The organism is Leisingera sp. S232, from assembly GCF_049800895.1.
Lineage (GTDB): Bacteria > Pseudomonadota > Alphaproteobacteria > Rhodobacterales > Rhodobacteraceae > Leisingera.
In genome coordinates this window covers 1-23,879 of sequence record NZ_JBNAFX010000034.1, presented here as the reverse complement: position 1 = coordinate 23,879, position 23,879 = coordinate 1, and the positions used below count along the sequence as shown (strand labels likewise).

The 23,879-nt window shown below is 57.6% G+C and carries 22 protein-coding genes; 5 read left to right on the top strand and 17 right to left on the bottom strand.

Features of this window, described 5'->3' with window-relative positions:
* Position 1: 1 nt before the first annotated feature.
* Positions 2-568 carry a tetratricopeptide repeat protein gene (locus tag ACP151_RS17290; protein ID WP_424980148.1) on the bottom strand — a complete coding sequence of 189 codons (567 nt, stop codon included), beginning with the start codon at positions 566-568 and terminating at the stop codon, positions 2-4.
* 100 nt (positions 569-668) lie between these two features.
* Between ACP151_RS17290 and ACP151_RS17285 the strand changes: the two genes are divergently transcribed.
* The 4 genes from ACP151_RS17285 to ACP151_RS17270 all read left to right on the top strand — a co-directional run bounded on the left by ACP151_RS17285 (position 669) and on the right by ACP151_RS17270 (position 4,375).
* The gene (locus ACP151_RS17285) at positions 669-959 is read left to right on the top strand and encodes an SCP2 sterol-binding domain-containing protein (RefSeq protein ID WP_424980147.1); all 291 of its coding nucleotides are present in this window, start codon (positions 669-671) and stop codon (positions 957-959) included.
* A complete protein-coding gene (locus tag ACP151_RS17280) occupies positions 959-1,921 on the top strand; it encodes an alpha/beta hydrolase (RefSeq protein ID WP_424980146.1) in 963 nt (320 codons plus the stop codon). The genes ACP151_RS17285 and ACP151_RS17280 overlap by 1 nt, the downstream gene beginning before the upstream one ends.
* Positions 1,922-2,072: 151 nt before the next feature.
* Entirely contained in the window at positions 2,073-3,893 is a 1,821-nt protein-coding gene (locus tag ACP151_RS17275; RefSeq protein WP_424980145.1) for a M3 family oligoendopeptidase, read from the top strand.
* Entirely contained in the window at positions 3,893-4,375 is a 483-nt protein-coding gene (locus ACP151_RS17270) for a GNAT family N-acetyltransferase (protein WP_424980144.1), read from the top strand. The genes ACP151_RS17275 and ACP151_RS17270 overlap by 1 nt, the downstream gene beginning before the upstream one ends.
* Positions 4,376-4,846: 471 nt before the next feature.
* On the opposite strand, the gene ACP151_RS17265 is transcribed toward ACP151_RS17270, so the two are convergent.
* The 5 genes from ACP151_RS17265 to dctP all read right to left on the bottom strand — a co-directional run bounded on the left by ACP151_RS17265 (position 4,847) and on the right by dctP (position 10,575).
* Positions 4,847-6,574, bottom strand: coding sequence for a Hint domain-containing protein (locus tag ACP151_RS17265; protein ID WP_424980143.1), 1,728 nt, complete (start codon positions 6,572-6,574; stop codon positions 4,847-4,849).
* Positions 6,575-7,168: 594 nt separating this feature from the next.
* The gene (locus tag ACP151_RS17260) at positions 7,169-7,846 is read right to left on the bottom strand and encodes a M15 family metallopeptidase (protein ID WP_424980142.1); all 678 of its coding nucleotides are present in this window, start codon (positions 7,844-7,846) and stop codon (positions 7,169-7,171) included.
* A 1-nt stretch (position 7,847) separates the two neighbouring features.
* Positions 7,848-9,125: a TRAP transporter large permease gene (locus tag ACP151_RS17255; protein ID WP_424980141.1), complete on the bottom strand. Its 1,278-nt coding sequence runs from the start codon at positions 9,123-9,125 to the stop codon at positions 7,848-7,850.
* Positions 9,122-9,607 carry a TRAP transporter small permease gene (locus ACP151_RS17250; protein WP_424980140.1) on the bottom strand — a complete coding sequence of 162 codons (486 nt, stop codon included), beginning with the start codon at positions 9,605-9,607 and terminating at the stop codon, positions 9,122-9,124. The genes ACP151_RS17255 and ACP151_RS17250 overlap by 4 nt, the downstream gene beginning before the upstream one ends.
* A complete protein-coding gene (gene dctP, locus ACP151_RS17245; RefSeq protein ID WP_424980139.1) occupies positions 9,604-10,575 on the bottom strand; it encodes a TRAP transporter substrate-binding protein DctP in 972 nt (323 codons plus the stop codon). The genes ACP151_RS17250 and dctP overlap by 4 nt, the downstream gene beginning before the upstream one ends.
* 300 nt (positions 10,576-10,875) lie before the next feature.
* Here dctP and ACP151_RS17240 point away from each other — a divergent pair, with 300 nt between their 5' ends.
* Positions 10,876-11,736, top strand: a complete 861-nt coding sequence (locus ACP151_RS17240; protein WP_424980138.1) for a MurR/RpiR family transcriptional regulator — start codon at positions 10,876-10,878, stop codon at positions 11,734-11,736.
* A 268-nt stretch (positions 11,737-12,004) separates the two neighbouring features.
* Here ACP151_RS17240 and ACP151_RS17235 read toward each other — a convergent pair whose 3' ends face one another.
* The 11 genes from ACP151_RS17235 to ACP151_RS17185 all read right to left on the bottom strand — a co-directional run bounded on the left by ACP151_RS17235 (position 12,005) and on the right by ACP151_RS17185 (position 23,130).
* A complete protein-coding gene (locus ACP151_RS17235) occupies positions 12,005-13,282 on the bottom strand; it encodes a lyase family protein (RefSeq protein WP_424980137.1) in 1,278 nt (425 codons plus the stop codon).
* Positions 13,283-13,306: 24 nt separating this feature from the next.
* Complete coding sequence (locus ACP151_RS17230; protein ID WP_424980136.1) at positions 13,307-14,122, bottom strand: universal stress protein; 816 nt, start codon at positions 14,120-14,122, stop codon at positions 13,307-13,309.
* Positions 14,123-14,183: 61 nt separating this feature from the next.
* Complete coding sequence (locus tag ACP151_RS17225; protein ID WP_424980135.1) at positions 14,184-15,020, bottom strand: 3-keto-5-aminohexanoate cleavage protein; 837 nt, start codon at positions 15,018-15,020, stop codon at positions 14,184-14,186.
* Positions 15,013-15,633: a protocatechuate 3,4-dioxygenase subunit alpha gene (gene pcaG, locus ACP151_RS17220; RefSeq protein ID WP_424980134.1), complete on the bottom strand. Its 621-nt coding sequence runs from the start codon at positions 15,631-15,633 to the stop codon at positions 15,013-15,015. Before pcaG ends, ACP151_RS17225 begins: the two co-directional genes overlap by 8 nt.
* 3 nt (positions 15,634-15,636) lie before the next feature.
* On the bottom strand, positions 15,637-16,365 hold the full coding sequence (gene pcaH / locus ACP151_RS17215; RefSeq protein WP_424980133.1) for a protocatechuate 3,4-dioxygenase subunit beta: 729 nt from the start codon (positions 16,363-16,365) through the stop codon (positions 15,637-15,639).
* Positions 16,362-16,742, bottom strand: coding sequence for a 4-carboxymuconolactone decarboxylase (gene pcaC / locus ACP151_RS17210; RefSeq protein ID WP_424980132.1), 381 nt, complete (start codon positions 16,740-16,742; stop codon positions 16,362-16,364). The genes pcaH and pcaC overlap by 4 nt, the downstream gene beginning before the upstream one ends.
* Positions 16,735-17,520, bottom strand: coding sequence for a 3-oxoadipate enol-lactonase (gene pcaD, locus ACP151_RS17205; RefSeq protein WP_424980131.1), 786 nt, complete (start codon positions 17,518-17,520; stop codon positions 16,735-16,737). Before pcaD ends, pcaC begins: the two co-directional genes overlap by 8 nt.
* Positions 17,521-17,523: 3 nt before the next feature.
* Positions 17,524-19,098, bottom strand: coding sequence for a sulfatase family protein (locus ACP151_RS17200; protein ID WP_424980130.1), 1,575 nt, complete (start codon positions 19,096-19,098; stop codon positions 17,524-17,526).
* A complete protein-coding gene (locus ACP151_RS17195; protein WP_424980129.1) occupies positions 19,095-21,026 on the bottom strand; it encodes a TRAP transporter permease in 1,932 nt (643 codons plus the stop codon). The genes ACP151_RS17200 and ACP151_RS17195 overlap by 4 nt, the downstream gene beginning before the upstream one ends.
* A gap of 85 nt (positions 21,027-21,111) precedes the next feature.
* Positions 21,112-22,116: a TAXI family TRAP transporter solute-binding subunit gene (locus ACP151_RS17190; protein ID WP_424980128.1), complete on the bottom strand. Its 1,005-nt coding sequence runs from the start codon at positions 22,114-22,116 to the stop codon at positions 21,112-21,114.
* Between the two features lie 93 nt (positions 22,117-22,209).
* On the bottom strand, positions 22,210-23,130 hold the full coding sequence (locus ACP151_RS17185; RefSeq protein ID WP_424980127.1) for a LysR substrate-binding domain-containing protein: 921 nt from the start codon (positions 23,128-23,130) through the stop codon (positions 22,210-22,212).
* Between the last annotated feature and the right edge of the window lie 749 nt (positions 23,131-23,879).

Here is a 23,879-nt window from a genome sequence, read left to right as displayed (position 1 = left end):
TTTACAGTTCCCTGCCCTCGACAGAGGACCTCAGACGTTCGAGGGCGCTGCTTACTTCTTCATGATGCGGATGTATAGCCTTGGCGCGCTGGTAGACCTCAAAGGCGCGTTCTGGCTGGCGGAACTGCTCAAACACCACGCCCAGCGCGTAGATGGCATTGTAATCCTGCGGGTTCAGCGCCAGAGACCGCTCCAGATCCGCAACCGACGGGCCGAAAAGCCCGATTTCAAAATAGACCCGCGCACGTTCGTACCAGCCCCGGGCAAAACCAGGCGCATGATCTGTCAGTGCGGTCAGATGCTCAACCGCCTCCTGCAGGTCGCCCCGTTCCACCGCGTCCCGCCCCCGTCGCAGCAGCAGGTCCATCGACGCAGAACCGCTCCTGGCCCACAGCGCCTGCAGCTCGCGGTCAATTGCCGCGGCCCCGGACGCATCAGACTGAGCCAGGTCCCGCAGCAGCACATCAGCAGACAGCGCCTGCGCAGCACCGCTGCCAGGCAAAGAAACTGTGGCAATAACAGCCGTTGCCGCCACGATAGCTTTGAGCTTTGGAAATTTTGCAACCATGATACCCCCAGTTTAAACCTGCGCGCCGCATTTACCAGTAATAGCTGCCATAGCTTCACAGGTTTGTGCTAAAGACGCGCGAAACAGATTGAGGATCAAGATGAGCGTAACCCTTGAACAGGCGGCAGAAGCCCTGAACGGCAAACTGGATGCCGGTGACTTCGCCGCAACTGCCAAATTCCAGATCGAAGGCCTGGGCGCCATCATGCTGGACAGTTCCGGTGCCCGTATTGCCGACGAAGAGGCTGATGTCACCATGTCCGCAGATGCGGATACGTTTCAGTCGATTCTGGCGGGCGAACTGAACCCGACCGCAGCCTTCATGTCCGGCAAGCTGACCATCGACGGCGATATGGGCTCGGCGATGCAGCTCGCTTCAGCGCTAGCCTGATGGACGGCGCTCCGGTGGAACTGCAGCCCGCCCCCCTGTTTGCGGATATCGCGCAAGGGCCGGCCAACGGTGCAGCTCACTGGGTGCACACGTCCGACGGCCTGCGCATCCGTGCAGGCCACTGGCGTCCAAAGGGAAAAGCCAAGGGAACAGTTCTTCTGTTTCCTGGACGCACAGAATACATCGAAAAATACGGGCCAGCCGCGGCCGAGTTTGCTGACCGGGGCTTTGCCACTGTGACCGTAGACTGGCGCGGCCAGGGACTGGCCGATCGGATGCTGGCAGAGCGCCGATTGGGCCACGTTGAAAAGTTCACAGATTTCCAGAAGGATGTTGACGCTGTCGTCCGTCTGGCAAAACAGCTCGATCTGCCCCGGCCCTGGTTCCTGGTCGGCCATTCCATGGGCGGCGCCATCGGCTTGCGCGCCTTGATGCAGGGGCTGGATGTAAATGCCTGCTGTTTCACTGGCCCGATGTGGGGCATCCAGATCCCGGCCTTGCTGCGCCCGCTTGCCACATTCCTTGGCAGCATTGCCCCCTATCTGCGACTGGATGACAGGCTGCTGCCGACCACCACGCTGGAACAATACGTTCAAACCACCCCGTTTGAAGGCAACACGCTGACCACCGACCCTGGGATGTACAAACTGATGCACGCTCAGCTGGCAGCCCAGCCCGATCTTGCACTTGGTGGGCCCACCATCCAATGGCTGCGGGTCAGCCTTCAGGAATGTGCCGATCTGGAAACGATGCGCTCGCCCGCTCTGCCCTGCGTCACATTCCTGGGCACAGACGAGCAGATCATCGACGTTGATGCTGTTCACACCCGAATGGACCGCTGGCCGGGCAGCGAGCTGGAGCTGATCAAGGGGGGCCAGCACGAAGTGATGATGGAAGCCCCGGAAATCCGCACCCAGGTGTTTTCCCGCATGTGCCAGCTGTTTGATCAGCACCCCGGATAAGACCCTCTGTTGCGTGCCAGGCGCCCGGTATCTTTACGTCTCTCTCACGCTCATTTGAGAAACTGCCGACGACCTTCCCCCGGTTGGCTTGTGATCCCGCGGGCTGCCGCTTAGATGTTGGATCAAAGCATTTCTCATGACAGGAGCCCCAATGTTCCAGCTTCCCTTCCCCGTCCGCGACGCAAACGCCACTGCCGGTTCCGGCGGTCTTGGCAATCTGCCGGAATGGGATCTCAGCGATCTCTATGCGTCTGACGACGCCCCCGAACTGGCCCGCGATCAGGACTGGCTGCAAGAGGAATGTGCCGCCTTTGCCGCCGATTATGAAGGCAAGCTGGCCGATCTGGATGCGAATGGTCTGCTGAACTGCGTCCAGCGCAACGAAAAGATCAACAATATCGCCGGTCGCATCATGTCCTTTGCGGGCCTGCGCTATTACCAGCTGACCACTGACGCGGACCGTGCTGCCTTCCTGTCCAATTGCCAGGAAAAGGTCACAGTGGCCACCACCCCGCTGGTGTTCTTCACACTGGAGCTGAACCGAATCGAAGACAGCGCGATGGACGCGCATCTGGCTGCCAACGCGGAACTGGCGCGATATGACAGCGTCTTCCGCCGCATCCGCGCAATGAAGCCTTATCAACTGTCTGATGAGCTCGAAAAATTCATGCATGACCTCGGTATCGTCGGCGATGCCTGGGAAAAGCTGTTTGATGAAACCATTGCCGGCTTGCAATTCACCGTCGACGACAGTGAGCTGAACATCGAAGGCACCCTCAACCTGCTGACTGACCCGGACCGGTCCAAACGTGAAGCGGCTGCCCGCGAGCTGGCGCGCGTTTTCTCCGAGAACATCAAGACCTTTGCCCGCGTTCACAACACGCAGGCAAAGGAGAAGGAAATCATTGACCGCTGGCGCGGTATGCCCAGCCCGCAGACTGGCCGCCATCTGTCAAACGACGTCGAACCTGAGGTGGTAGAGGCGCTGCGCGAGGCGGTGGTTGCCGCCTACCCCAAGCTGTCGCACCGCTATTACGAGTTGAAGCGTAAATGGCTGGGGCTTGACGTGATGCAGGTCTGGGACCGCAACGCGCCGCTGCCGCTGGAAGACACCTCTGTTGTCAGCTGGGAGGACGCCGAAAAGACGGTGATGGATGCCTATAACGCCTTTGATCCCCGTATGGGCGAGATCGCCGCGCCTTTCTTCTCCGACGGCTGGATCGACGCAGGCGTGAAGCCCGGCAAAGCCCCCGGTGCCTTTGCTCACCCAACCGTTACCAACGTGCACCCCTATGTGATGCTCAACTACCTGGGCAAGCCGCGCGACGTGATGACGCTGGCGCATGAACTGGGACATGGGGTGCATCAGGTGCTGGCAGCCGAACAGGGCGAGATGCTGTCCTCCACCCCGCTGACACTGGCGGAAACCGCGTCTGTGTTCGGCGAGATGCTGACCTTCCGCAAGATGCTCGACACTGCTGAAACCAAGGAGCAGCGCAAGGTGCTGCTGGCCGGCAAGGTCGAGGACATGATCAACACGGTGGTCCGCCAGATCGCCTTTTACGACTTTGAATGCAAACTGCACGCCGCCCGTGCCGAAGGCGAGCTGACGCCGGATGACATCAACGCCATCTGGATGTCAGTACAAGCCGAATCCCTGGGTGAAGCCTTTGAATACATGGAAGGTTATGAAACCTTCTGGGCCTATATCCCCCACTTCGTGCATTCGCCCTTTTACGTCTACGCCTATGCTTTTGGCGATGGTCTCGTTAACGCACTTTACTCGGTCTATGCCGAAGGCGGCGAAGGGTTCGAAGACAAGTATTTCGAAATGCTCAAGGCTGGTGGCTCCAAGCACCACAAGGAACTGCTGGCGCCCTTCGGACTGGACGCCACCGACCCCAAATTCTGGGACAAGGGCCTTTCGATGATTTCCGGCTTTATCGATGAGCTGGAAGCAATGGAGGACTGATGCCAATCAGCCTGCGTCCGGTGGCCCGCAGCGAATTTGATCTGGTTTCCCATATTCAGGTGGAATCGGATCAGATCCGCTTTTCCGGCACCGTGGCGCAAGCCTTTGAAGAGAACGAGGACGGCGTGGATTTTCACGCCATCCTTGACGGCCCGCGCCCGGTGGGGTTCTTCAAGATCGACCGGCTGTATCACGAAACCTATGCCTTTGCCGCACCCAGCGAGCTGGGCCTGCGGGCCTTCATGATAGACCGCCGTGCACAGGGCAACGGTTACGCCACCGCGGCAATAGGAGTGCTGCGAACCTATCTGACCGGGACTTACCCGGACCGCACCGCTGTACTGCTGACGGTCAACATGCAAAACACTGTTGCAGCCCGTTGCTACCGCAAGCACGGGTTTCAAGACACCAGCGGCATTCACCCGCACGGTCTTGCCGGCCCGCAGTTCATTCTGCGGATGGAGCTTCCCAACACACATTGACCTCTAGCTTCGCAGGCAATGTTCCTTGGCCCAAATGAATTGATCAACATCTTGGTGCTTTTCATTGCAGGGACTGCTCTTTACTGGAGCAAATCAGGCCAAGGAATGCACAGCCGTCAGCTTCCATGTGCACTGGCCGTCAATATCAAAATAATCTGCAGGTCTGTTTTATTGGTGAGGCCGCAGGTTTTCTGACCTGCCCCGCAAAGTCCGCAGTTCGCAGTACGCTCTGCTCAGGGTCTGATCCTCTCTTGGCCTTTGGCGTTCACCAAAGGCTTCGCGCAGTTTGCCGGTATCAGCCGAAACATATTCCCCCCTTATGCCGTCCCCAATGTCGAGAGCCGACGCAGGTCACCATTGCGGCAACCGGGGCTGCAGCTTGGAAAACAACTCCAGAAACTTTCAGCACTGCTGCTTTGGCACATCGCGAGGTCATGAGAGGCGTCCGCCTCATCGGTTTCTCCCGTGCCTTCAGCCCTGCAAACTGATCGCCTTGGCTTCAACGTGACGCAGACATCTACGTGCAGTTTTCGAAAATCCGCAAATGTTGCTACGCAACTCCGGGAACACTGCAAACATCTCCTCGCGGGATGCGTCATCCAGTGCTTTCAGAGCAGTGTCTCCGGGAAAGAAGCTTTCAGTTGCCGCACCGTTGGCAAAGATGATTTCATGCTGATCAAACATGAGATGGACGTAAGTAATCTGACCACAGAGGTGGCGGGACAGGCCTGCATTGCCAATCAAGTGCCTTGCAGACACGAGAACTTCAGATTGACCAAAATAGTATTCTGCCTGCCACCCCGTGACCAGCATCTTATGCTGGGGGGAAACAAGGAGCCGTTGGGTGTTTCCCAGAGTACCTTTTGAAATCGCTATCGGAGCCAGAGAACCTCTGCCGGTTACCGTCCTCTTTCCAATCCAGCGCAAAGGCTGCAGCCCGTGATCACGGGTCACAACCAGGTCATCGATCATAAGGTCTTCCACGGGGCGGCTTCCCTGCTCCGTCAGGATTTCCGTTCCGGCGGCAAAACAGATGATAGTTTCGATTCCGCTGAAGTTGACAAGCGTACCATCCAGAAGCAGCGCGTTGCCGGTTTGACCCCCTGTTATCGGATCTGTCGACGTTATGGTGACACTGCCCAGCTGCAAATTGCCGTTAAAATCCAAGGTGTCGCCTGCGGTCTGGTTCGTTCCGCCACCAGTGATCGTGATCGTGCTACTGCCACTCTCGCTGTAGTCCTGGATCACAAAAAGATCATCACCGCCGCCCCCGGTAGCGGTATCGCCTTCTGCAACATTCAGCGTATCATCGCCTTCGCCACTGGTCAGACTGTCTGCGCCGGTGCCGCCATCAAGGAGATCGTCGCCGTCTCCGCCGATAAGCGTGTCATCGCCTGTTTCACCATACAGTTCATCCGGGCCGCCGGCGCCATCCAGGTAATCGTTTCCGCCTCCGCCATAGAAAATATTAGTCCAGCTGTCGCCTGGCGTTGTGCTGTGAGTGTCATACCCGACCACAGTGTCATCGTAGGCCGACCCATAGAAACCATCCATGCCCCACAGCGTGTCACCGGTGGCATGGCCGCCCGTCACAGTGTTTGCATCGAGATCAAGATTTACTCCAGCGTTCGAAGCCGTATAGTCCACATAATCCAGGCCGTCGCCGCCATCAAGGTAGTCCCCGCCAGCGCCACCGTGGATCGTATCATCACCAGTTTCGCCATAAACAGTATCACTTGCATTTCCACTGTTTATGTAGTCTCCGCCGGTGCCGCCGTGAATGGTATCACTGCCATAGCGGCCGAAAATCGAGTCGTTGCCTGCCCCGCCGGTGATATAGTCGTCCGTGTTTCCAACTATGTCCCCTTCCGGGTCGCCAACGTAAGTATTGTCAATGTAGTCATCACCGGTGGTGCCGGACACGACACCTGGAGAATACGCCGGAGGAGAAGTCGCCTCGGCAGATGTCACCGTATCCGGGAAGCCAAGATCAGGCACAAAATAGACATTTCCGTCCGTTGCCTCGTAGTAATGGCCCGTTTCCACCTCATCTGTGTAGGGAGTTCCGCCATGGGTTCCCGTCCAAATCCAGCTTCCAGAACCAAGCCACTGGCTGCCGGTGAAGCTCCACTGCGAAGTTGAGAGGATATCACCTTCATCCAGCGAACCGTCCGAAAGTGTAACCCGGTAACCTAACATACTCTTTCTCCAGACAAACTAGTCCAGGGGCGCCAGACGTTGGCAAATGAGACTAACGTCAAAATGAGAAAATTCCGTGAACTGTTGCGACTGCAATTGAAATGAGGTGAACAGCCCCTTCGCCAGCATTCAAAACAGAACTGAAGATCCTGTCGGCAAAGGAAATTCTGCGAGCCAAACAGAAAGATATTCACTTCTGCAATTGGGATGCTCCGGCTGCTTCAACCAGCAGGTTAAGCTTAGCCTGTTTCACCTGACTGGCGTTGATATTGATGGTCGGCATGTGTTGCGCAAAAAGGCAAACGGATGGTGGTGACTCCGGTGTTTGAAAAGCGGACATGTTGCAGGGTCGGGACGACAGCCTGTCTGAGCGCGCATCTTGTCAGCCCCAACCTGCGCAGCCTAGGGGCGGGTGAGCCCGGATCAGCGCACCTTGTGGCGCGGCGGATCACAGCAATCAATCAGATCCGTGCCGATTAGATTGAACAGGCCTTCAAACCACCCCCAAGGGCTCTCTGAACTGAAGGAAACGAGGGCTCAGGTCGCAGCCGCAGCGCATGAGCAAGGAGAGCCCAAAGTCATGAGCACCGTGTATCAGATCGATGGCAACTGAACAGGCCCGTAGAGTGCTGATGGCAGCTTACGGTACCAGGCCCACACCCAATTCCCGTAGTCGAAGTGCCACCACTCACTGGGCAGATTGGTGAAGCCGGCCTCAAGCATTGCATCCAAGAGGATTTTCCTGCGTTCGCCTTGGTTGTCTGGCACTGGTGTAGCGGTCCAGCTTCGTTCGCTTGCCTCGTCAAAACTGCTGCCCATGTCCAGAAACCGGCCATCGGCATCTGCCAGCGTCACATCCACGGCGCCACCGGTGATATGCGGACTGGGAGACGCGGGGTCGTCGCTGGGGCGGGCTGCATATAAAAGCACCCGGTGGTCAAGTTCGCTGGCCGGAAGGTCAGGATGCTGCAAGGCCAGCTTGCTGCGCATGCCTTCAAACAAGCAATTTTGCACGGATTTGGGGCGCCAGCCATCCAGCAACACCAGGCGGTAATTGGGCGGCAGATGTTTTGCGGCTTGGATCAGCCGGTCATAGACTGTTTCGCGCACCCAGATCTCGGGCAACGCGGTCTGGATACCGTTGTGGTGATACACTGGCCAGGTAATCCAATGCGGACAGGGAGAGGCCGGAACAAGCTGCTCGGTGCTTGTTCCGGCTGAAATGGACTGCGCGGCCTGCCAGTCGAGAGCCAGTTGAGGTCTTAAAGTCATTCTACATCAGTTGCTGTGGCAGCCAGACAGTCAGTTCCGGCACCAGGATCACAATGAGCAGCACCCCAAGGGCAACTGCGATGAAGGGCCAAATGGCAACAAAGAGACGGGCGATATCAACTTTTCCCACTGCAGCTGCAACAAAGATGCAGGCCCCCATGGGCGGGGTAATCAATGCGATGGTGATGTTCAGAGTGACCACAATCCCCAGGTGGACCGGATCCACACCTGCCGCCTGCGCAACCGGCAACACAATGGGTGTCAGCAGCATCAGTGCCGACACCTCTTCCATAAACATGCCGGTCACAAAGGTGATCCCGGAAATGGCAATCAGGGTCAGTGCAGGGCTGTTTGCGAAAGGTTCCAGCAGGCTCACAAAGGCTTGTGGCGCGTTGGCATAGGCAAGCTGCCAGGACAGGATCGATGAAATCGCAATGATGACAAAAACCGCAGAGGTCAAAGTGGCCGTTTCTCTCAGCGAGAGCCACGCGCCATGCAGGCTCAGATTCCTGGACCACAGTCCCCAGACCAGAACGTAGGCCACGGTCAGGGCGCCGGACTCTGTTGGCGTGACAACGCCAAGGACAATGCCCGCAACAATGATAACCGGTGCAATCAATGCTGGTAGTGCAGAATAGGCAGCACAGGCGATCTCGCGCAGTTTTGCCCGGCGATGGTTCTTCTCGACATTGTAAATGCGCGAGTAGACAACATTCATCGCCATGAAGGCGACGCCAAGCGCAAGCCCCGGCAAAATGCCGCCAAGAAACAGGCTGCCGACAGAGGTGCCTGTCTGGCTGGCAAACAGGATCATGAAGATTGAGGGCGGTACAATGGGTCCGATCAGCGAACTGGCGGCTGTCAGTCCGGCGGCATAAGTGCCGGGGAACCCTGCCTTGCGCATGCCCGGAACCAGCAAGGTGCCCAGTGCGGACGTATCCGCCACAGCTGAGCCGTTGATCCCTGCAAAGAACACACTGGCAGTCACATTGACATGCCCAAGTCCGCCGCGCAGGTGGCCTACCAAACGGTCAGCCAGCGCCAGCAGCCGCGGGGTCATCTGACCATTGTTCATCAGGTTGCCGGCCAGAATGAACAGCGGAATGGCCATCAGTGAGAAAACGTCAATGCCACCAAAGGCCTGTTGCGGCATGATCCTGGCCATCTGGTCAAAACCCACAAAGGCAAACCCAACAACAGCCGTGGCCATCAGGCTGAGAAACAGCGGCACGCCGATCAACACGTTGATCAGCATGACAAAGAGCATTGCAGCAATCATTCGTCACTCTCCACTGTTGGTTGGCGCAAGGCCTTGGGCCCGTTCATCAGCACCATCAGGAACAGCAGCCCAAAACCGACCGGCAGCAGTGCAACCGGCAGCGAACGGGACACCTGCAGCCCTGGCGTTTTGAAAAAGCCGACCTTTCCGACGTATTGCCAGGAAAACCAGGCCATGGCGCCAGCCAGCGCAAGCGTCAGCAGCCATTGGTACAGGATAATGGCCGTCCGAACGCCAGGCGAAACCCGTGTCTCCAAGACCGAGACCCGCATGTGCGCGCCGTCAACCCAAACGGCACCGATACCGATCATGGCGGCGCCGATGATCACATAGCGCGCCAGCTCATCAAACCAAATCGGGGAGGACCCAAAGAAGTACCGCGCCCCTACCCCGTACAGGATGAACAACGCCACCCATGCAATGAGAAGGGCTGACACACCCAAAGTAAGGCGTGCCAGCCAGCGTTGTGCTGTTGCGATCATTGCAGCAGGTCGGATTTACCCAGGTCACTGAATGCAGCTTCGATGAAGCTTTGGTCAATGCTTTGCGTACCCAGCCATTCAACAAAGCTCGGCTGACCGATCTTCTGGAACTCGGCGAGCTGCTCCGCAGTCGGGTCGATGACTTCCATACCGTTTTCCGACAGCCACTTAACACGGCTTTCGACTGTCTCCTGGACTTTTTTGCGGGTCATCGCGTTTGCTTCCACCACTGCATCTTCCAGCACCTTGCGGTCAGCATCGGACAGCGAATTCAGCCAAGCTCCGTTGCCGACCAGAAACTGCATGGAATACTGCACGTTTGCCCGTGTCATGTATTTCTGCACTTCGTTGAGCGAGCCGAGGATGATGTAAAGCGGCGGGTTCATCTGGCCTTCGACAACACCGGTTTGAAGCGCTGAGTAAACTTCGGTCCACGGGATCGGCGTGCCCGATGCGCCCATGGCTTCGTACAGGGCCACCTGCGACGGGTCCATCGCGCGGAATTTCAAGCCATCGAAATCAGCCGGCGAATGAATGGCGCGCTCAGTGCTCGTGAACGCCAGAAAGCCGCCATCCTCAACAACCGCCAGGATCTCCGAACCGCCTGTGCGGTCTTTGAATGCGGCTTCGACCATCTTCCAGTATTCGCCTTCATCAAAGAAGCTGCGCGCCTCTTCGGCAGTGCCGAACATGAAAGGAGTATTGGAGACAAAGCTTTCGGGAACGACCGGGGAAAGCCCGGCAAAGCTTGCGACGTTCAAGGACGGGCCTGCCAGAGTGTTTTCCATACGCTCTTGTTCATTGCCCAGCTGCGAGTTCGGGAACAGCTCGATCTCGATGTCGGACTTTTCCTCGACAATCCGCTCAAGCGCTTCGGCAAAGTAATGCACCGAGTTCTTCTTGGCGTCAGGTGCGCCATTGTACCCCAGTTTGATTGCTTCTGCCTGTGCGGTAATGGCGGTGCTCATGAGCAAAGCTGCGGCTGCCAGGATTCTCAATTTCACGTTCAGTTCCTCCCAATTGGAAATGTTTTCAAGTGTCAGCCATGCGAAGATTTCCCATGATCCAACACTCGCTGCCTTGATCGCGGAACACCCGCGAATCCTCTCCTGCATCCACGCTAGATCAATCCTTAAATGTTATCAATAGAACAGTTCACAATGCGATGTTACACTACTAACGTTGCAAAAACTGTAGCTTGAAGCAGCAGCTAGACGGTAAACACTAGGCGTAGTGGCGGGACACCGCGACCGGAATAGGGAGAGAAGATGCAACAGACTGATTTGCTCGCGAACGCGATCGCAAAGGCTGAGGCAAGCTTTACCCTCATGGAGAAGCGCATTGCAGCTTACTTTCTGGCACGCCCGGAAGCTGTGGTTGTGGAAAAAAACTCAGAGATTGCGCGGAAGCTGGATCTCAGCCCGATGACACTGACCCGGTTTTTCAGAAAACTGGGTTTTGAGGACTCTGCCGATGCCCGCAACCGGATTGTCCAGGACACCTATGGCCCGGACAATTACCGGGTAGATCGCCGCTTTGAGACCAGTTTCTCCCGCAGCCAGTCCGAACAATCTCAAAGGGATCTGGAACTGAGCCAGGCCTCAGTGGCCGCGGCGTTTGCCTTTCGTGAGAGCGAGATATGGCAGAACATCGTCGAGCTGGTCGCTCGGTCAAATGCCGTCTATGCGACTGGCTTTCAGACAATGTACTACCTTGCCGACGGCTTTTGCCGCCGCCTGTCGTACCTGCGGGACAGGGTGCATATCGTTGACGGGATTGATGGTGTCTACGCCGGGCTTTTGCCGGAACCCGATGAGCAGGTGACGCTCATCATGATGGATATGTTTCGCTATGGTGCGCATGGTCCGATCCTGGCCAGGCTTGCGCGCGAACGCGGAATTGAAGTGATCATTCTGGCGGATGAGTTCTGTGACTGGGCAACCGGCATAACACCCTATGTGCTGCGATACCCGGCTGAAACACATTTTTTCCTGGCAATGCCACAGGGGATTTCAACGGGGCTAAACCTACTGCTTCAGGATGTCAGCAGCGCGTTGGGAGACACAGCACGCCAGCGCGTGCAGAAACTCTCAGAGGCGCAGGACCATTTCGGACTGTTTCTGGATTAGAGGCGCCCCCAGCCAGCAAATACCCTTTGCAGTCACTTGAAAGGGCGCATTGACCGGCAGGGCAGCAAAGCAGAACGTCAAGCAGGGCGCCGCGCGTTTTCATTTGCCGAAGGGTTTTCGACGCGAGCCACTGCGCATTGATGGCAAGAGAAATCATCGACCCTTCCTTTCACAAACAGCTCCCTTGGATATTTGCGCGCTGCTCGGCTCTCGGCGCTTTTGCTTCAGCGTAAGATCTCCCGCTTCAATTGGAGCCACAGCCTGTCCGCTATGCTCGCCCCCTGTTGGCAAAGATACGCGCTGCCGTTTCGGCGGCGGCTGTGGAAAACGACGCATCAGAGCAAGCTGCTGTGAGATCAAGCTCTGGAAACCGGCCTACAACCTCAGCCGTGCCGCGACCGGTCCGAAGCGCTTCGGTCACAACGCGTGAGGCCTCTACCCTGCCCAGCGCTTGAGACAGAGCAAAGACAATGGCCTCGGCCTTGACGTCGGGCAAGGCATCTATCCTGGACTTCATTGCATCCGCATTCACGACCATCTGATCAAGCAGATTGAGCGCATGCGCCAAAGCTGCTCCTGTCGTTTCAAAAAGCATGGGCATCATGACCCATTCCACCGGCCAATGGGCGCCGTCGCGTTCCTCGGCATGGACACTGCTGGCGGTCAGGGACGCCTCGCAGGCCGTTGCCATCGGAACCAGCGATTGCAGGGCTTCTGCCAAAACCGGGTTGGATTTATGCGGCATAGTTGAAGATGTGCCGCCTTGCGAAGGCCGGAGCTCTCCAATCTCACCACGTGAAGCGATGGCAAAATCGCGTCCGATCTTCGCCGTGGCTGAGACAATGCGCGACAGCCAGTTGGCCAGTCTGCGCAGGCTGCTTCGATCTGTGTGCCAGGGGGCGCTGTCTTCCAATCCAAGCCGTGCTGCGAGGGATCTCGAGACATCCGCCCCCTTGCTGCCAAATGCGTTCTGGCTCCCTGAGGCGCCGCCCAATTGCACGCGCAAGGCAGCGGCACGGACGGTGTCAGCTTCCGCTTCGAGCGCAATCAAAGGCTGCGCCCATTGCCCGAACCGAAGCCCCAGGGTGATCGGGGTTGCCAATTGGCCCCGCGTCCGGGCCAGCATCAGCGTGTCTGCGTGCCGGGACGACAGCTTCTCCAAAAGGTCGAGCAGCCGGGCCAAATCGCTTTCGATGTGGGAAAGGCTGGCCTTGAAGCACAAGCAATAGGCTGTATCCACGATATCCTGACTGGTCGCTCCGAAGTGCAGCCAGTCGGCGTCTTCGGCCTTCAGCTGCGCGCGCAATGACTTGACCAAGGCAGGCACCGGAACACCCGCGCTTGCGACGCCTGCCTGTAAATCGGCAGGATCAACCTGAACGGTCTTGAGGCTGCTTGCTATTGCCACCGCCGACGCCACTGGAACCAGCCCATGATCCGCCTGCGCTTGAACCAGCGCGACTTCAACGTCTGTCATCGCGCGGCAGATAACGGTGTCGTCAAAATGCGCACGGATATCGTCGCATCCAAAGATCGGATTTGCCATGAACCCTGAGACGCCCACCATGACTTAATGCGCCATGAAAACTGGCACGGCAGCATCCGCGATGATATCAGTGGTCACGCCTCCAAAGAGATCATGCGAAAACTTCGAATGCTCGAAGGCTCCGGTGACAATGAGCTTTGCGCCGTCACTTTGCGCCGCCGAAAGGATGGTTTCTGCAATACTGCCGCTGCGCTTTACCGTACGGGCGTCCACCTCGACGCCTTGCCTTTGCATATTGGCAACCATGCGATCTGTCCCGCGCGGCGTGTTTCCAACGCTCAACAAGGTGACATGAGATTTTTCAGCAAGAATGGACATTGAATCCCCGATTGCGCGCGTCGCAGAACGCTTGCCATCCCACGCAACCAGGGCTCGGTCTGCAAGACCGGTCGCATCATACGCATCCGGGACAACCAAGACCGGACGGCCCGACTTCAAGGCCAATATATCCGGATTGGCCGACAGATGTGCTTCGGTTGCAGCTTCGGAATGAACGCCCGCGACAATCAGGTCAAACCCATGAGCGAATTCGGAAAGCGGGCCGTCCTTGGCCGGGTCCAATTCCACGAATTCAGCACGATCCGGGATGCCTTCGGCCTTGACGGCGCTTTCAAAGCGCCGCCGCACGTTCCCAATATGCTTGGCGTCGGTCTCTCTGATGTAGGACAAGAGAGCATTGGGCACATGCGCTGCGTACCGGTTCGCCAGGGTAGACGTGCCATGTCGCAAAACACCGGTCAAATGAGCACTATGATGCTTGGCCAATCGGATGGCATGCCTCAACCCGCTGCCTTTGGCCTCATCGCCGCTGTACGCACAAAGTATCGATTTGATTGTCATGGTTGCAAACCCTTTCCGCGCTGGCGCATGGCCATTGTCGGGGCACTGAAACAGATTTTCGTCATTCCACCTCTCTCAATCCCAGGATGCTGCGGGCAGTCGCGTAATCGGCGACGGGGCGGTTGTGTTTCTCGCAAATCTCGACCACTCGCTTGACCAGCGCAGCATTCGAAGGCGCAAGGGTCTCACGATCGAGCCTGACGTTGTCCTCCAGCCCGGTGCGAGCATGGCCGCCCGACGAAACCGCCCATTCGTTCAACATCAGCTGCTGCGCGCCGATGCCGGCGGCGCACCATGGCGCGTCCTCGCCAAACAGTCGCTTGACCGTTCGAACATAGAAATCAAACACTTGACGATCGACAGGCATGGAGTTTTTAACCCCCATGACAAACTGCACATAAGGGGTATCTGCAATCTGGCCTGCGGCGTGCATCTTCGCTGCCTGGAAAATGTGGGACAGATCGAAAGCCTCGATTTCGGGCTTCACATCATGGGTCCGCATTTCACTTGCCAACCAATCAATCAAATCCGGCGAATTCTCGTACACCCGGGTTGGAAAATTGGTTGATCCGACCGATATCGATGCCATGTCCGGGCGCAGCGGCAGCATGCCGCCACGTTCCTGTCCTGCACCGGACCGTCCGCCGGTCGAGAACTGGATGATCATCCCGGGACAGTGTTTTTCCAAACCCTCCTTGAGCCGTGCGAATTTTTCGGGGTCAGAGGACGGCGTCTGGTCTTCATTGCGGACATGGGCGTGGACGATGGACGCACCGGCCTCAAATGCCTCCTGCGTGCTTTCGATCTGTTCAGAGACCGAGATGGGCACGGCAGGATTATTTGCCTTGGTCGGCAACGAGCCGGTGATTGCGACGCAGATGATACAGGGCTCAGACATCGAAAAAGACCGTTTCATTCTCGCCCTGAAGACGAATGTCGAACCGATAGACCGCAAGGCCGTCTTGTTCCGTACGGGTCGCAATCAGCGTCGGCCGGCGTGCTTCCCACTCGATCATGTTCAGCACCGGATCCTTCGCGTTGGCCGCCTCTTCATCGCTAAAATACATGCGGGTATTCAGGCCGACATTGATGCCACGCGCAACGAGCCAAAGGTTGATATGCGGGGCCTGCGTACCGACATTGCCGCCGCCGGTCGGCCCAGGCTTGACCGTTTCGAACGCCCATTCGCCGGTCTCGAAGTCGGTGATGACCCGCCCCCAGCCGCGAAAGCCGTCCTCGACTTCGCCGCCGCCTTCCGGGTGGGCATAAATGCCCTGCGCATTCGCCTGCCAGACTTCCAGCAGCACATCCTTGACCGGGCTGCCGGTGCCGTCGATCACACGGCCCTCGACGCGAATGCGTTCGCCTTTGGCATTTGGCCCGACGATGTCGTGGCCCAGTTCCTGTTTGTAGATATCGAAACCGGCAGCACCGGGAGCCAATCCGATATGGACATAGGGACCGGCGGTCTGTGAGGCGGTTTCTCTCAGATATTGGAGTTCCTGTGGCATCGGTCAGTTCCCCTCCAAGCGGTTTTCAAACAGCGTCGAACGACGCCCGCGCAAGACGATGTCGAATTTGTAGGCAATCGTATCCAGCGGGATGGTCGCATTCAGATCCAGCTTCGCCGTCAATTGCTCGATCGCGTCCTGATCCGGGATCGTCTGCACAATCGGGCAAATCGGGATCAGGGGATCACCTTCGAAATAGCACTGTGAAATCAGACGCTGGTTGAAGGCCGAGCCAAACACCGACACGTGAATATGCGCTGGCCGCCAGTTGTTCACATGATTGCGCCATGGGTAGGCACCGGGTTTCACTGTGCGAAAGTAGTAGTACCCGTTTTCATCCGTGATCGTGCGCCCGCAACCACCAAAGTTGGGGTCGATTGGTGCCAGATAGGTGTCTTTCTTGTGCCGGTACCGCCCGCCCGCATTGGCCTGCCAGATCTCGACCAGCGTTTCGGGAACGGGACGCGCGTTTTCATCCAATACGCGGCCATGAAGAATGATGCGCTCGCCAATGGGGTTTTCACCCGGGCTGGCGTAGTTGTTCAAAAGATCGTTGTCGAGCGGATCGATGTCATTGTGACCGAAAACCGGCCCGGTGATCTCACCGACAGAATTCTGGAGCGAGATCAACGCGTATCGCGGCGACCGTGCGACCGAGGTCTTGTATCCCGGCGTCAGCGCAGGCGGATGCAGAGTTCTGTCCCGTTGATAGTAGTCCCCATTCGGTTTCATGCTGTTCCCTCCATCTCGGCAAAGGTCTGTTTGGCAAGCTTGATCGCGTGATTTGCCTTTGGCACGCCTGCGTAAATCGCCACATGCAGGAAGGCCTGGAGGATCTCTGCTTTTGAAGCTCCGGTATTCGCAGTGGCACGGATGTGCATCGGGATCTCTTCGAAGTTTCCAGTGGCCGCCAGCAGCGCCAGCGTCAGCAGAGAACGATCCCTATGGCTGATGGTGTCATCGGACCAGACAGTGCCCCAGGCACCCTCGGTAATCAGGGTCTGGAACGGCTGATCAAATTCAGTCTTGTTCGCCTCGGCCCGGTCCACATGCGCGTCACCCAAAACCGCGCGACGTGTTTTCATTCCGGTGTTGTAGCGTTCAGTCATCGGCGATCTCCGTCAGAAACGAGGTAACGTGGTCGGCAAATTGCCGAGGTGCTTCGATGGGCGGCAAGTGCCCGATGCCATCGAGTTCGATATAGCGTGCCTGAGCAATCCGTTCGGCACCTGACCGGACAAGGTCGGGTGGGCTTGCGCCATCATGACTGCCGCCAATCACCAGAGTTGGACAGGCAATCTCGGCCACGCGGTCCGTCAGATCCGCAGTGGCCAATGCCCCGCAGCAGCCAAGGTAGCCGTCTACTGGCGTGCGGCACAGCATCGACCGCCATGGCCCGTTTGCACAGCGCACGTCAGGATCGGCAAACCAGCGATCCAGAATCTGATCCGATATCGCCTCCAACCCATTCTCACGGATCGTCGCCATCCTTGCGCTCCACATCTCGCGGCTTCCCATCCGGGGGGCGGTATTGGATAAAACAAGCCCGCGAACCCGGTCTTTGGCTTTCAGCGCAAGGCTCATCGCCATCATCCCACCAAGAGAGATCCCCACGACAATGGCCGCGTTGATCCCCGCCTGATCAAGCACGGCCTCGGCATCCTCGACCAAAGCTTCCAATGAATAGGCGCCCGCCGGTGCGTCGCTTAGCCCGTGTCCACGGGTGTCCAACCGCAGAAGGCTGTGCCCCTGCGGCAAGCTTTCCAGCACGGCATCCCACATGCGCAGATCCGTCCCAAGCGAGTTGAGGAACAGGATCGCCGACCCATTCGGATCACCGTCCCGGCGCCAGTGCAGTCCAACCCCATTATGAGAGAGCCAATTCATATCTTACGCCCTCCCGGTCGGCATGGGCGCCTGGTCGACATGGGCCATCTCGGCCTGGGCTAGCTGCTCCAGAAGCCGCAGCTTGACGGATGCCATTCCCGCATCGTCCCACAGGTTCACGAACTCACCGGGGTCGGCCTCAAGGTCGTAAAGCTCCCCCCAGTTCATACCCTGAAAGACGCTCATCCGGTACTGCGCATCGCGGACTGAATGTACGTGCGGCCGGACCGCGAGACCATCCATCGGTTTCTGGTGGGCATATTGGATAAAGGCAACGCTGCGGTCCTTGCCGTCGATCAGATCAATGCCTTGCATGCCCCAGGGCGCCTCAATGCGCGCACGCTCAAGAATGGTTGTGCCGATGTCCTGGGTCTGGCCAATCGCGTCCGTGCGCAGACCGCCTGTCGCCTGCGGATCCGCCCAGATGAACGGGACACGGGTGATCTGCTCGTATTGCTCGGCCCCCTTAAAGAGAAGCTGATGATCGCCCAAATGTTCGCCGTGGTCGGTTGTGAAAATCTCGACGGTGTCTTCCGCACGACCGCTTTTCTTTAGCGCCGCCTGCACCCGCCCGACGCAATCGTCGATCATGGTGATCATGCCGCACGTCAAAGCCTGCGCTTCCTGCGCCTCGCGCGCCGAGCAGCCAATTGCGTTCATACCCTGAAGGGCGGCTTTGCCCGCATTTCGCTCCTCGATCACCCCCCCGACATGCGGCGGCGGGGTCCAGTCGTTGCGTGTAAACGCCTCGGGCACTGGCATGCCGTCCGGATCATACATATCCCAGTACTTGCCGGGCGGGTTGAACGGATGATGCGGGTCCGGCCAGCTGACCATCAAAAAGAACGGCTGATCGCCTTCGGCCTGCTCGGCCAGCCAGGCCTCCGCACGCTCGGCAATATAGGTCGTCGAGTATAATTCGGCCGGAACCGCCGTTCGCACTGCCTGTGGGCAGCTGTAATCGTGGGACAGTTGGTTTTCCGCGCCGATCAGCTTTGCAGCCTCTGGTTCGCGCTCCAGCAGCCAGGCCGTGTAATCGCCGCCAATGTGATCGCCATGCCCGGTGACAAGCTCGACATGGTCAAAGCCGTAAAAAGGTGTCGGAACCTTTGGCTGCGGCCCGGACCAGAAATCTGGTTCTTCCACCTTATAGACCGCTTCAGCCAGGTCATGGCGAACGGCCTCGCTGAGGGGACCGTTGGGTTGGAAATACCCCTCGCGCGCTTTTGGAATCTTTTGTGTTGCCGCCATGCCGGTAAAGGTCTGCAGGTGGCTCTTGCCGATCAGCGCAGTCTTGTAGCCTGCCTCCTTTAAGACCTCGACGAAGGTCACGTTGCGCTTGGAAAGCGGCACACCGTTCATGCGAACACCGTGGTTGGCAGGCATCCGGCACGTCATCAGGCTTGCGCGGTTGGGCATGCAGACGGGGCTTGCGACATAGAACTTGTCGAAGGACACGCCCCGTTCTGCCATCCCGTCGATATTAGGTGTCTGCACAATCGGATGGCCATAGCAGCCCAGGTAGTCGGCCCGATGCTGATCGGTGATGAACAGGATAAAGTTCGGACGTTTGGTCATACCGCTGCCCCTTCTGCCTTTGATCCACCGATATAGCGGAATGCGACCAGGGCAATCCCGACAACCAGCGCCGCGATCTCAGCCCAAAGAACCGGCGACAGCAGCGTCACCATCACAGCGAACCTCAACAGGCGTTCGATCAGGCTCAGCTTGCCGCGGTCATGACCGATCAGCGCACTGGCGCAGAAGTAAAGCGCAGCCAGGAGGAACAGGATCGACGGGATCACCTTGGTCCAGTCCGTTTCGCCGATCCCCAGCAGCAAGGCATCATCAAACGCCCAGGCAAAAGGGATCAGGAACATCATTGCCCCGATGCGGGTCGAGGCGATGGCTGTCGCAATCGGCCTCCCGCCGGACACCGAAGCTGCGGCAAAGGCCGTCAGGGCCACGGGAGGTGTGATGCCTGCGGCCACACCGAAGAAGAAAACAAACATATGCGCGGCCAGAAGATCCATACCAAAGCCCTGCAAGGTCGGACCCATGACCGAGATAATCGCGATATAGGCGGGGAGCGTCGGCATCCCCATGCCCAGAACGATACATCCCATTGCCGCAATCATCAGCGCGACCAGCAGCGAATTGCTTGAGGCCGTCGACAGAAGGACGGCGAATTTGGTTGGCACACCCGTCGCGGCCAGCGTGGACACCACGATGCCGACAATCGCGATTGCTACAGCCAGCTGCCCAACCACCTTGCCACCATCCGCCAGCGCCGCAATCAGCTTTTGGGGCGCCCTGCGCACTTCGGGATTTAGAAAGCTCATCGGCACCAGAAGCAGGATCGCCGCGATGGATGCGCCCGCTGCCGACAGGCCGCCAATCAGCAAATAGACGATGATTGCGATGGGACCAAAGACCAAGAGCATGTTGATCCAGTCCTGTGCGACCGGGGCCGGCACGCCCACGTCTTCATCCGTGACCTGAATGTCGAGTTTCTGCGCTTCGAAATACACCGCCAGAAACAGCGAGGCATAGTAGGCCAGCGCCGGAATGATGACTGCAAGGATCACCGTCAGATAGCTGACTCCGACGATATCGGCCATCACAAGCGCCGCTGCGCCCATGATCGGCGGCAAAATCTGCCCGCCAGTCGAGGCTGCGGCCTCAACCGCGCCTGCGAAATTCGAATTGAACCCGCGCTTGCGGATCATCGGGATCGTCACCACGCCCGTGCCGACCACATTGGCAACCGCCGATCCCGAAACCGTACCGAACAGAGCCGAGGCCAGGATCGCAGCATAGGCCGGTCCGCCTTTGAATTTCTTCATCAGATGGAACGAGATACGGATCATAGAGCCGCCCGCGCCGCACCCTTCGAGGATCGCGCCCAGGATGATGAAGGGCAGAACTGTGGTCAGCACCACGCCCATGATCGAGCCCAGGATGCCCTGTGCGCTATCATACCAGACATTGGCCGGGATCGTGTCGTAGACGTCGGTTGGCGCTGTTGCCAGGACGCCAGGCCAATGCTGGCCCGTGCCGAGGTAAAGGAGTGCGATGGCGCCGATGATGGCGATAGGCGCACCCCATAGGATCCAACAGGCCCAAAGCGATATGGCGGCTGCAACCAGAGACAGGTAAAGCTCACGCGGACCAAAGAACATGACCGAATTGGCGATGATCTGGCCGATCCTGTAATAGTCCCAGCACACATAGGTGATCGCGACAAAACCTACAGCATAGGCAGCCAGGTGAAACGCGTTGAGTTTCCCCGCAAGCGCCTTTTTCTCGGCGTCACCGGCAAAGAAGACCAAAATGCCGAGCCAGTAAAACAGAGGCCGGAACCACTCAACCGGGAAAGGCCCGATCCGTGGCAGGACGTTGTAGGTCGGCATAACATTTGCCAGCCCCATCAACGCGATGACCAGGCCGATGGCAAAAACTGAAAAACCCGCGATGCGTGGCGCACCTGTTGCGTTGCCAGACATGCTCCAGCCCTCCCATTAAGATGTCAGTTCCCGTGGCGCGTAGTTTTGCAGCGGCGCTTCAATCACGCCGCTGCATGGGTTCGCCTTAGTTCGGCAAAAGGTCCTGAGGAACCTCGACCCCTGCTTCCTGGTAATAGCGAATTGCACCAGGATGTAGTTTTGCGTTCATGCCGGCAAACGGCAGGTCGGGGTCGATCGAACGCATCAGCGCATTTGCATTCATCATCGCATCAAGGTTTGTCCAATAGGCCTTGGTCAGCGCGTAGGCCTGATCGTCGGACATGTCCTTGTGAACGGACATCATCATGGCAGAGGCCGCGGATGTTAGAGCGCTGTCACCATTGACCTGACCTGAATAGGTGCCCGCGGGAATAGTGGACTCAAACTGTGCCGCTTCGACCAGGAAGGTGCTCCAGGCTTCGGAACCCAGGACATCCTCAGGCACACCCAAAATCCGGATCTCGCGCTGGAGGCTCAACTCGTTGAGAACCTGGCTTCCAACCGCTGCAGAGGCGACATAGACATCAAACTGGCCATCCTGAAAGGACTGCGCCGCTGCGCTCCAAGGCGCGCGAATGCCTTCGTAATCCGCGTCTGTCACACCGCCTGATCCAAGTGCAATCAGTTTTTTGATCTGCCCACTCGCAGCTCCGGCCGGCGGCCCGATGTAAACACGTTTTCCGACCACATCCGCCCAGTTTTCGATGCCGCTGTCAGCCCAGGTGATGCCGTGGAACGTGCCGGCTGGAAAGCCAAACAGAGCGCGGATGTTTGGCGCAACTTGCTTGGCCTGATCACCCTGTTGCGCATAGGGACCAACCCCGCGCGACATTGCGCCATAGGCCCCCGGAGGAATGACCGCCATGTCAATCCGCCCCGCAGCCAGCTTCAACGCGGAACGCGTCAGCGTTTGGCCCAGGACCACCTGTAAATTCAAGTCTTCCTCAGCCGCGAATTGCGCATAAGTCTGAGGCACAATGCCCGTCAGAGACGCCGCGCCGCCGCCTTCAAGGCTGAGCGACTGCGCGTTGGCAGAAACACCGGCGACGCCGATGACAGCAGCAGCGATAAATGTCTTGAAGTGACCCATTTGTGAATGTCCTCCCTTGGATATACCCTCGCAAGAACATTTCATTTCTTTTTCGAAATGTTAAATGAAATTGCAAGCTTTTACTATACCATTTTAGGTATCTCGATGCCGCCGAATTTGGCTAAGTATCTCAACAACAGAACTATTCGGCGTCAGCATCGGATTTGTTGTCAACCCGACCGGCCCTTTGAGCTCCCCTTCGCCAATCGGCAATTCGACAAGCGAACCAAGGTTGAGATCGCTCTGAACAACCCCTTTCGGAATAGCCGCGATGCAATCGGTCGCCATCAGATACGCCCGCTGAAAATCCGAAGACGTGCTCTCGACAAGGTTTTGCGGCTTCGTCAGACCGTTGCCAGCAAGATACCTGTCAATCTCCTGCCGAATGATCGTGCCCTTTGGCGGCAGTATCAAAGGAAAGCGCTGCAGATCATCCAGCGATGGGGTGCGTTTGATCACTGGATGACCATCGCGCACAACAAACACTAAGGGTTCATCAAACAGAGCCTCAAAGGCCAACCCGCGCATATCTTCACTGGAAGACAGCCGGCCAATGACGAAATCCGTCTCGGCCCGCCTGAGGCCATCAAGCAATCCTGCATTTGCTCCCGGATAGATTGTGACGGTTGTGGTTGGGTGACCTTCTTTGAACTTTCGCACAAGGCCGGGCAAAAACTGCGAACAGACATTCGGCAGCGCGCCAATGCGAACCTGTTCCGCCGGTTGATCGCCACCAAAGAACGACTGGAGCCCTTGATTGATCTGCAGGATCGCGGCCTCGGCTGCATCCAGAAAACCCACCCCCTTTTCCGTCAGCGTCGCCCCACGTGTACTGCGATCAAACAGAGGCTCCCCAAGGATAAGCTCCAGTTCCTTGATACTGCGGCTAACGGCCGGTTGGGTTAATCCCAATTCTTCCGACGCCAGCACAAAGCTTTTCTTGCGGGCCACCGCAACAAAACAACGCAACTGGCGCAGTCTGATCTTGGTTGTCAGGCGGGAGCTGCTATCCATAGTTGATATGATTAGGCCCAAATGTCAGGTCATAAAATACCAAATCCGCCAACTGGTGTTCAATTTTCCCCTCATGCAGCATTTTGCAATATCATCATGTCCTGACCTCCTAACTCATCGAATCGAATTGAAAATTTGGTGTTCAAAAAGCCGTTGTCCCGACTTTAGTGAACAGGCTCTATAAACACCAAACGAAGCACAACTTTTCCCAACTCGAAACCGCCGAATCTTCAAACTTTGCAAGGGCTTGAGAGGAACTTCATGGAGAGTCCAAACAATTGCTGAAAGCTGTATCGCGTTCGACCGGGATTCTTGAGCTTTTCCTGTAGAACCAGCTTCTCAGCTTCCAGGCAACCATCCGGCCTGACCGCACTGACGGTGATCTTAAGTGAGGGGTTTTGTCCATTAGCGAACAAGTAGACATTATCGAGGTCGGGCATGGAAAAGCGGCGCAGGCGCCGGAATTGGTCGGACGACGAGAAGCGGATGATCTGCGCTGCAGCAAAGTTCTGGCTGTTTCGCCTGCTTTGATAATCCTATCGCCCGGTCATTGCTGAGATGCTGAAGGCAGCCGCAGCTGCAAGAGATTGGGCGGGGGAGCAGTTCCAGGGTTGATAGCAGCTATCTGGTTTCAATGCGTTCGCGCTGCAAACCACGCTGCACCATTGTCGCAACCTGATGCGCCATGTCTGACGTCAGCGCCTATGGGTCCAAATAGCGATGTTTGATAAGGGAGTGTTCTTGGCTCA

Excerpts from the sequence above, each read along its gene's own strand:
- ACP151_RS17290 (WP_424980148.1), bottom strand. The coding sequence starts at position 568 with ATGGTTGCAAAATTTCCAAAGCTCAAAGCTATCGTGGCGGCAACGGCT.
- ACP151_RS17285 (WP_424980147.1), top strand. The coding sequence starts at position 669 with ATGAGCGTAACCCTTGAACAGGCGGCAGAAGCCCTGAACGGCAAACTG.
- ACP151_RS17280 (WP_424980146.1), top strand. The coding sequence starts at position 959 with ATGGACGGCGCTCCGGTGGAACTGCAGCCCGCCCCCCTGTTTGCGGAT.
- ACP151_RS17275 (WP_424980145.1), top strand. The coding sequence starts at position 2,073 with ATGTTCCAGCTTCCCTTCCCCGTCCGCGACGCAAACGCCACTGCCGGT.
- ACP151_RS17270 (WP_424980144.1), top strand. The coding sequence starts at position 3,893 with ATGCCAATCAGCCTGCGTCCGGTGGCCCGCAGCGAATTTGATCTGGTT.
- ACP151_RS17265 (WP_424980143.1), bottom strand. The coding sequence starts at position 6,574 with ATGTTAGGTTACCGGGTTACACTTTCGGACGGTTCGCTGGATGAAGGT.
- ACP151_RS17260 (WP_424980142.1), bottom strand. The coding sequence starts at position 7,846 with ATGACTTTAAGACCTCAACTGGCTCTCGACTGGCAGGCCGCGCAGTCC.
- ACP151_RS17255 (WP_424980141.1), bottom strand. The coding sequence starts at position 9,125 with ATGATTGCTGCAATGCTCTTTGTCATGCTGATCAACGTGTTGATCGGC.
- ACP151_RS17250 (WP_424980140.1), bottom strand. The coding sequence starts at position 9,607 with ATGATCGCAACAGCACAACGCTGGCTGGCACGCCTTACTTTGGGTGTG.
- dctP (WP_424980139.1), bottom strand. The coding sequence starts at position 10,575 with ATGAGCACCGCCATTACCGCACAGGCAGAAGCAATCAAACTGGGGTAC.
- ACP151_RS17240 (WP_424980138.1), top strand. The coding sequence starts at position 10,876 with ATGCAACAGACTGATTTGCTCGCGAACGCGATCGCAAAGGCTGAGGCA.
- ACP151_RS17235 (WP_424980137.1), bottom strand. The coding sequence starts at position 13,282 with ATGGCAAATCCGATCTTTGGATGCGACGATATCCGTGCGCATTTTGAC.
- ACP151_RS17230 (WP_424980136.1), bottom strand. The coding sequence starts at position 14,122 with ATGACAATCAAATCGATACTTTGTGCGTACAGCGGCGATGAGGCCAAA.
- ACP151_RS17225 (WP_424980135.1), bottom strand. The coding sequence starts at position 15,020 with ATGTCTGAGCCCTGTATCATCTGCGTCGCAATCACCGGCTCGTTGCCG.
- pcaG (WP_424980134.1), bottom strand. The coding sequence starts at position 15,633 with ATGCCACAGGAACTCCAATATCTGAGAGAAACCGCCTCACAGACCGCC.
- pcaH (WP_424980133.1), bottom strand. The coding sequence starts at position 16,365 with ATGAAACCGAATGGGGACTACTATCAACGGGACAGAACTCTGCATCCG.
- pcaC (WP_424980132.1), bottom strand. The coding sequence starts at position 16,742 with ATGACTGAACGCTACAACACCGGAATGAAAACACGTCGCGCGGTTTTG.
- pcaD (WP_424980131.1), bottom strand. The coding sequence starts at position 17,520 with ATGAATTGGCTCTCTCATAATGGGGTTGGACTGCACTGGCGCCGGGAC.
- ACP151_RS17200 (WP_424980130.1), bottom strand. The coding sequence starts at position 19,098 with ATGACCAAACGTCCGAACTTTATCCTGTTCATCACCGATCAGCATCGG.
- ACP151_RS17195 (WP_424980129.1), bottom strand. The coding sequence starts at position 21,026 with ATGTCTGGCAACGCAACAGGTGCGCCACGCATCGCGGGTTTTTCAGTT.
- ACP151_RS17190 (WP_424980128.1), bottom strand. The coding sequence starts at position 22,116 with ATGGGTCACTTCAAGACATTTATCGCTGCTGCTGTCATCGGCGTCGCC.
- ACP151_RS17185 (WP_424980127.1), bottom strand. The coding sequence starts at position 23,130 with ATGGATAGCAGCTCCCGCCTGACAACCAAGATCAGACTGCGCCAGTTG.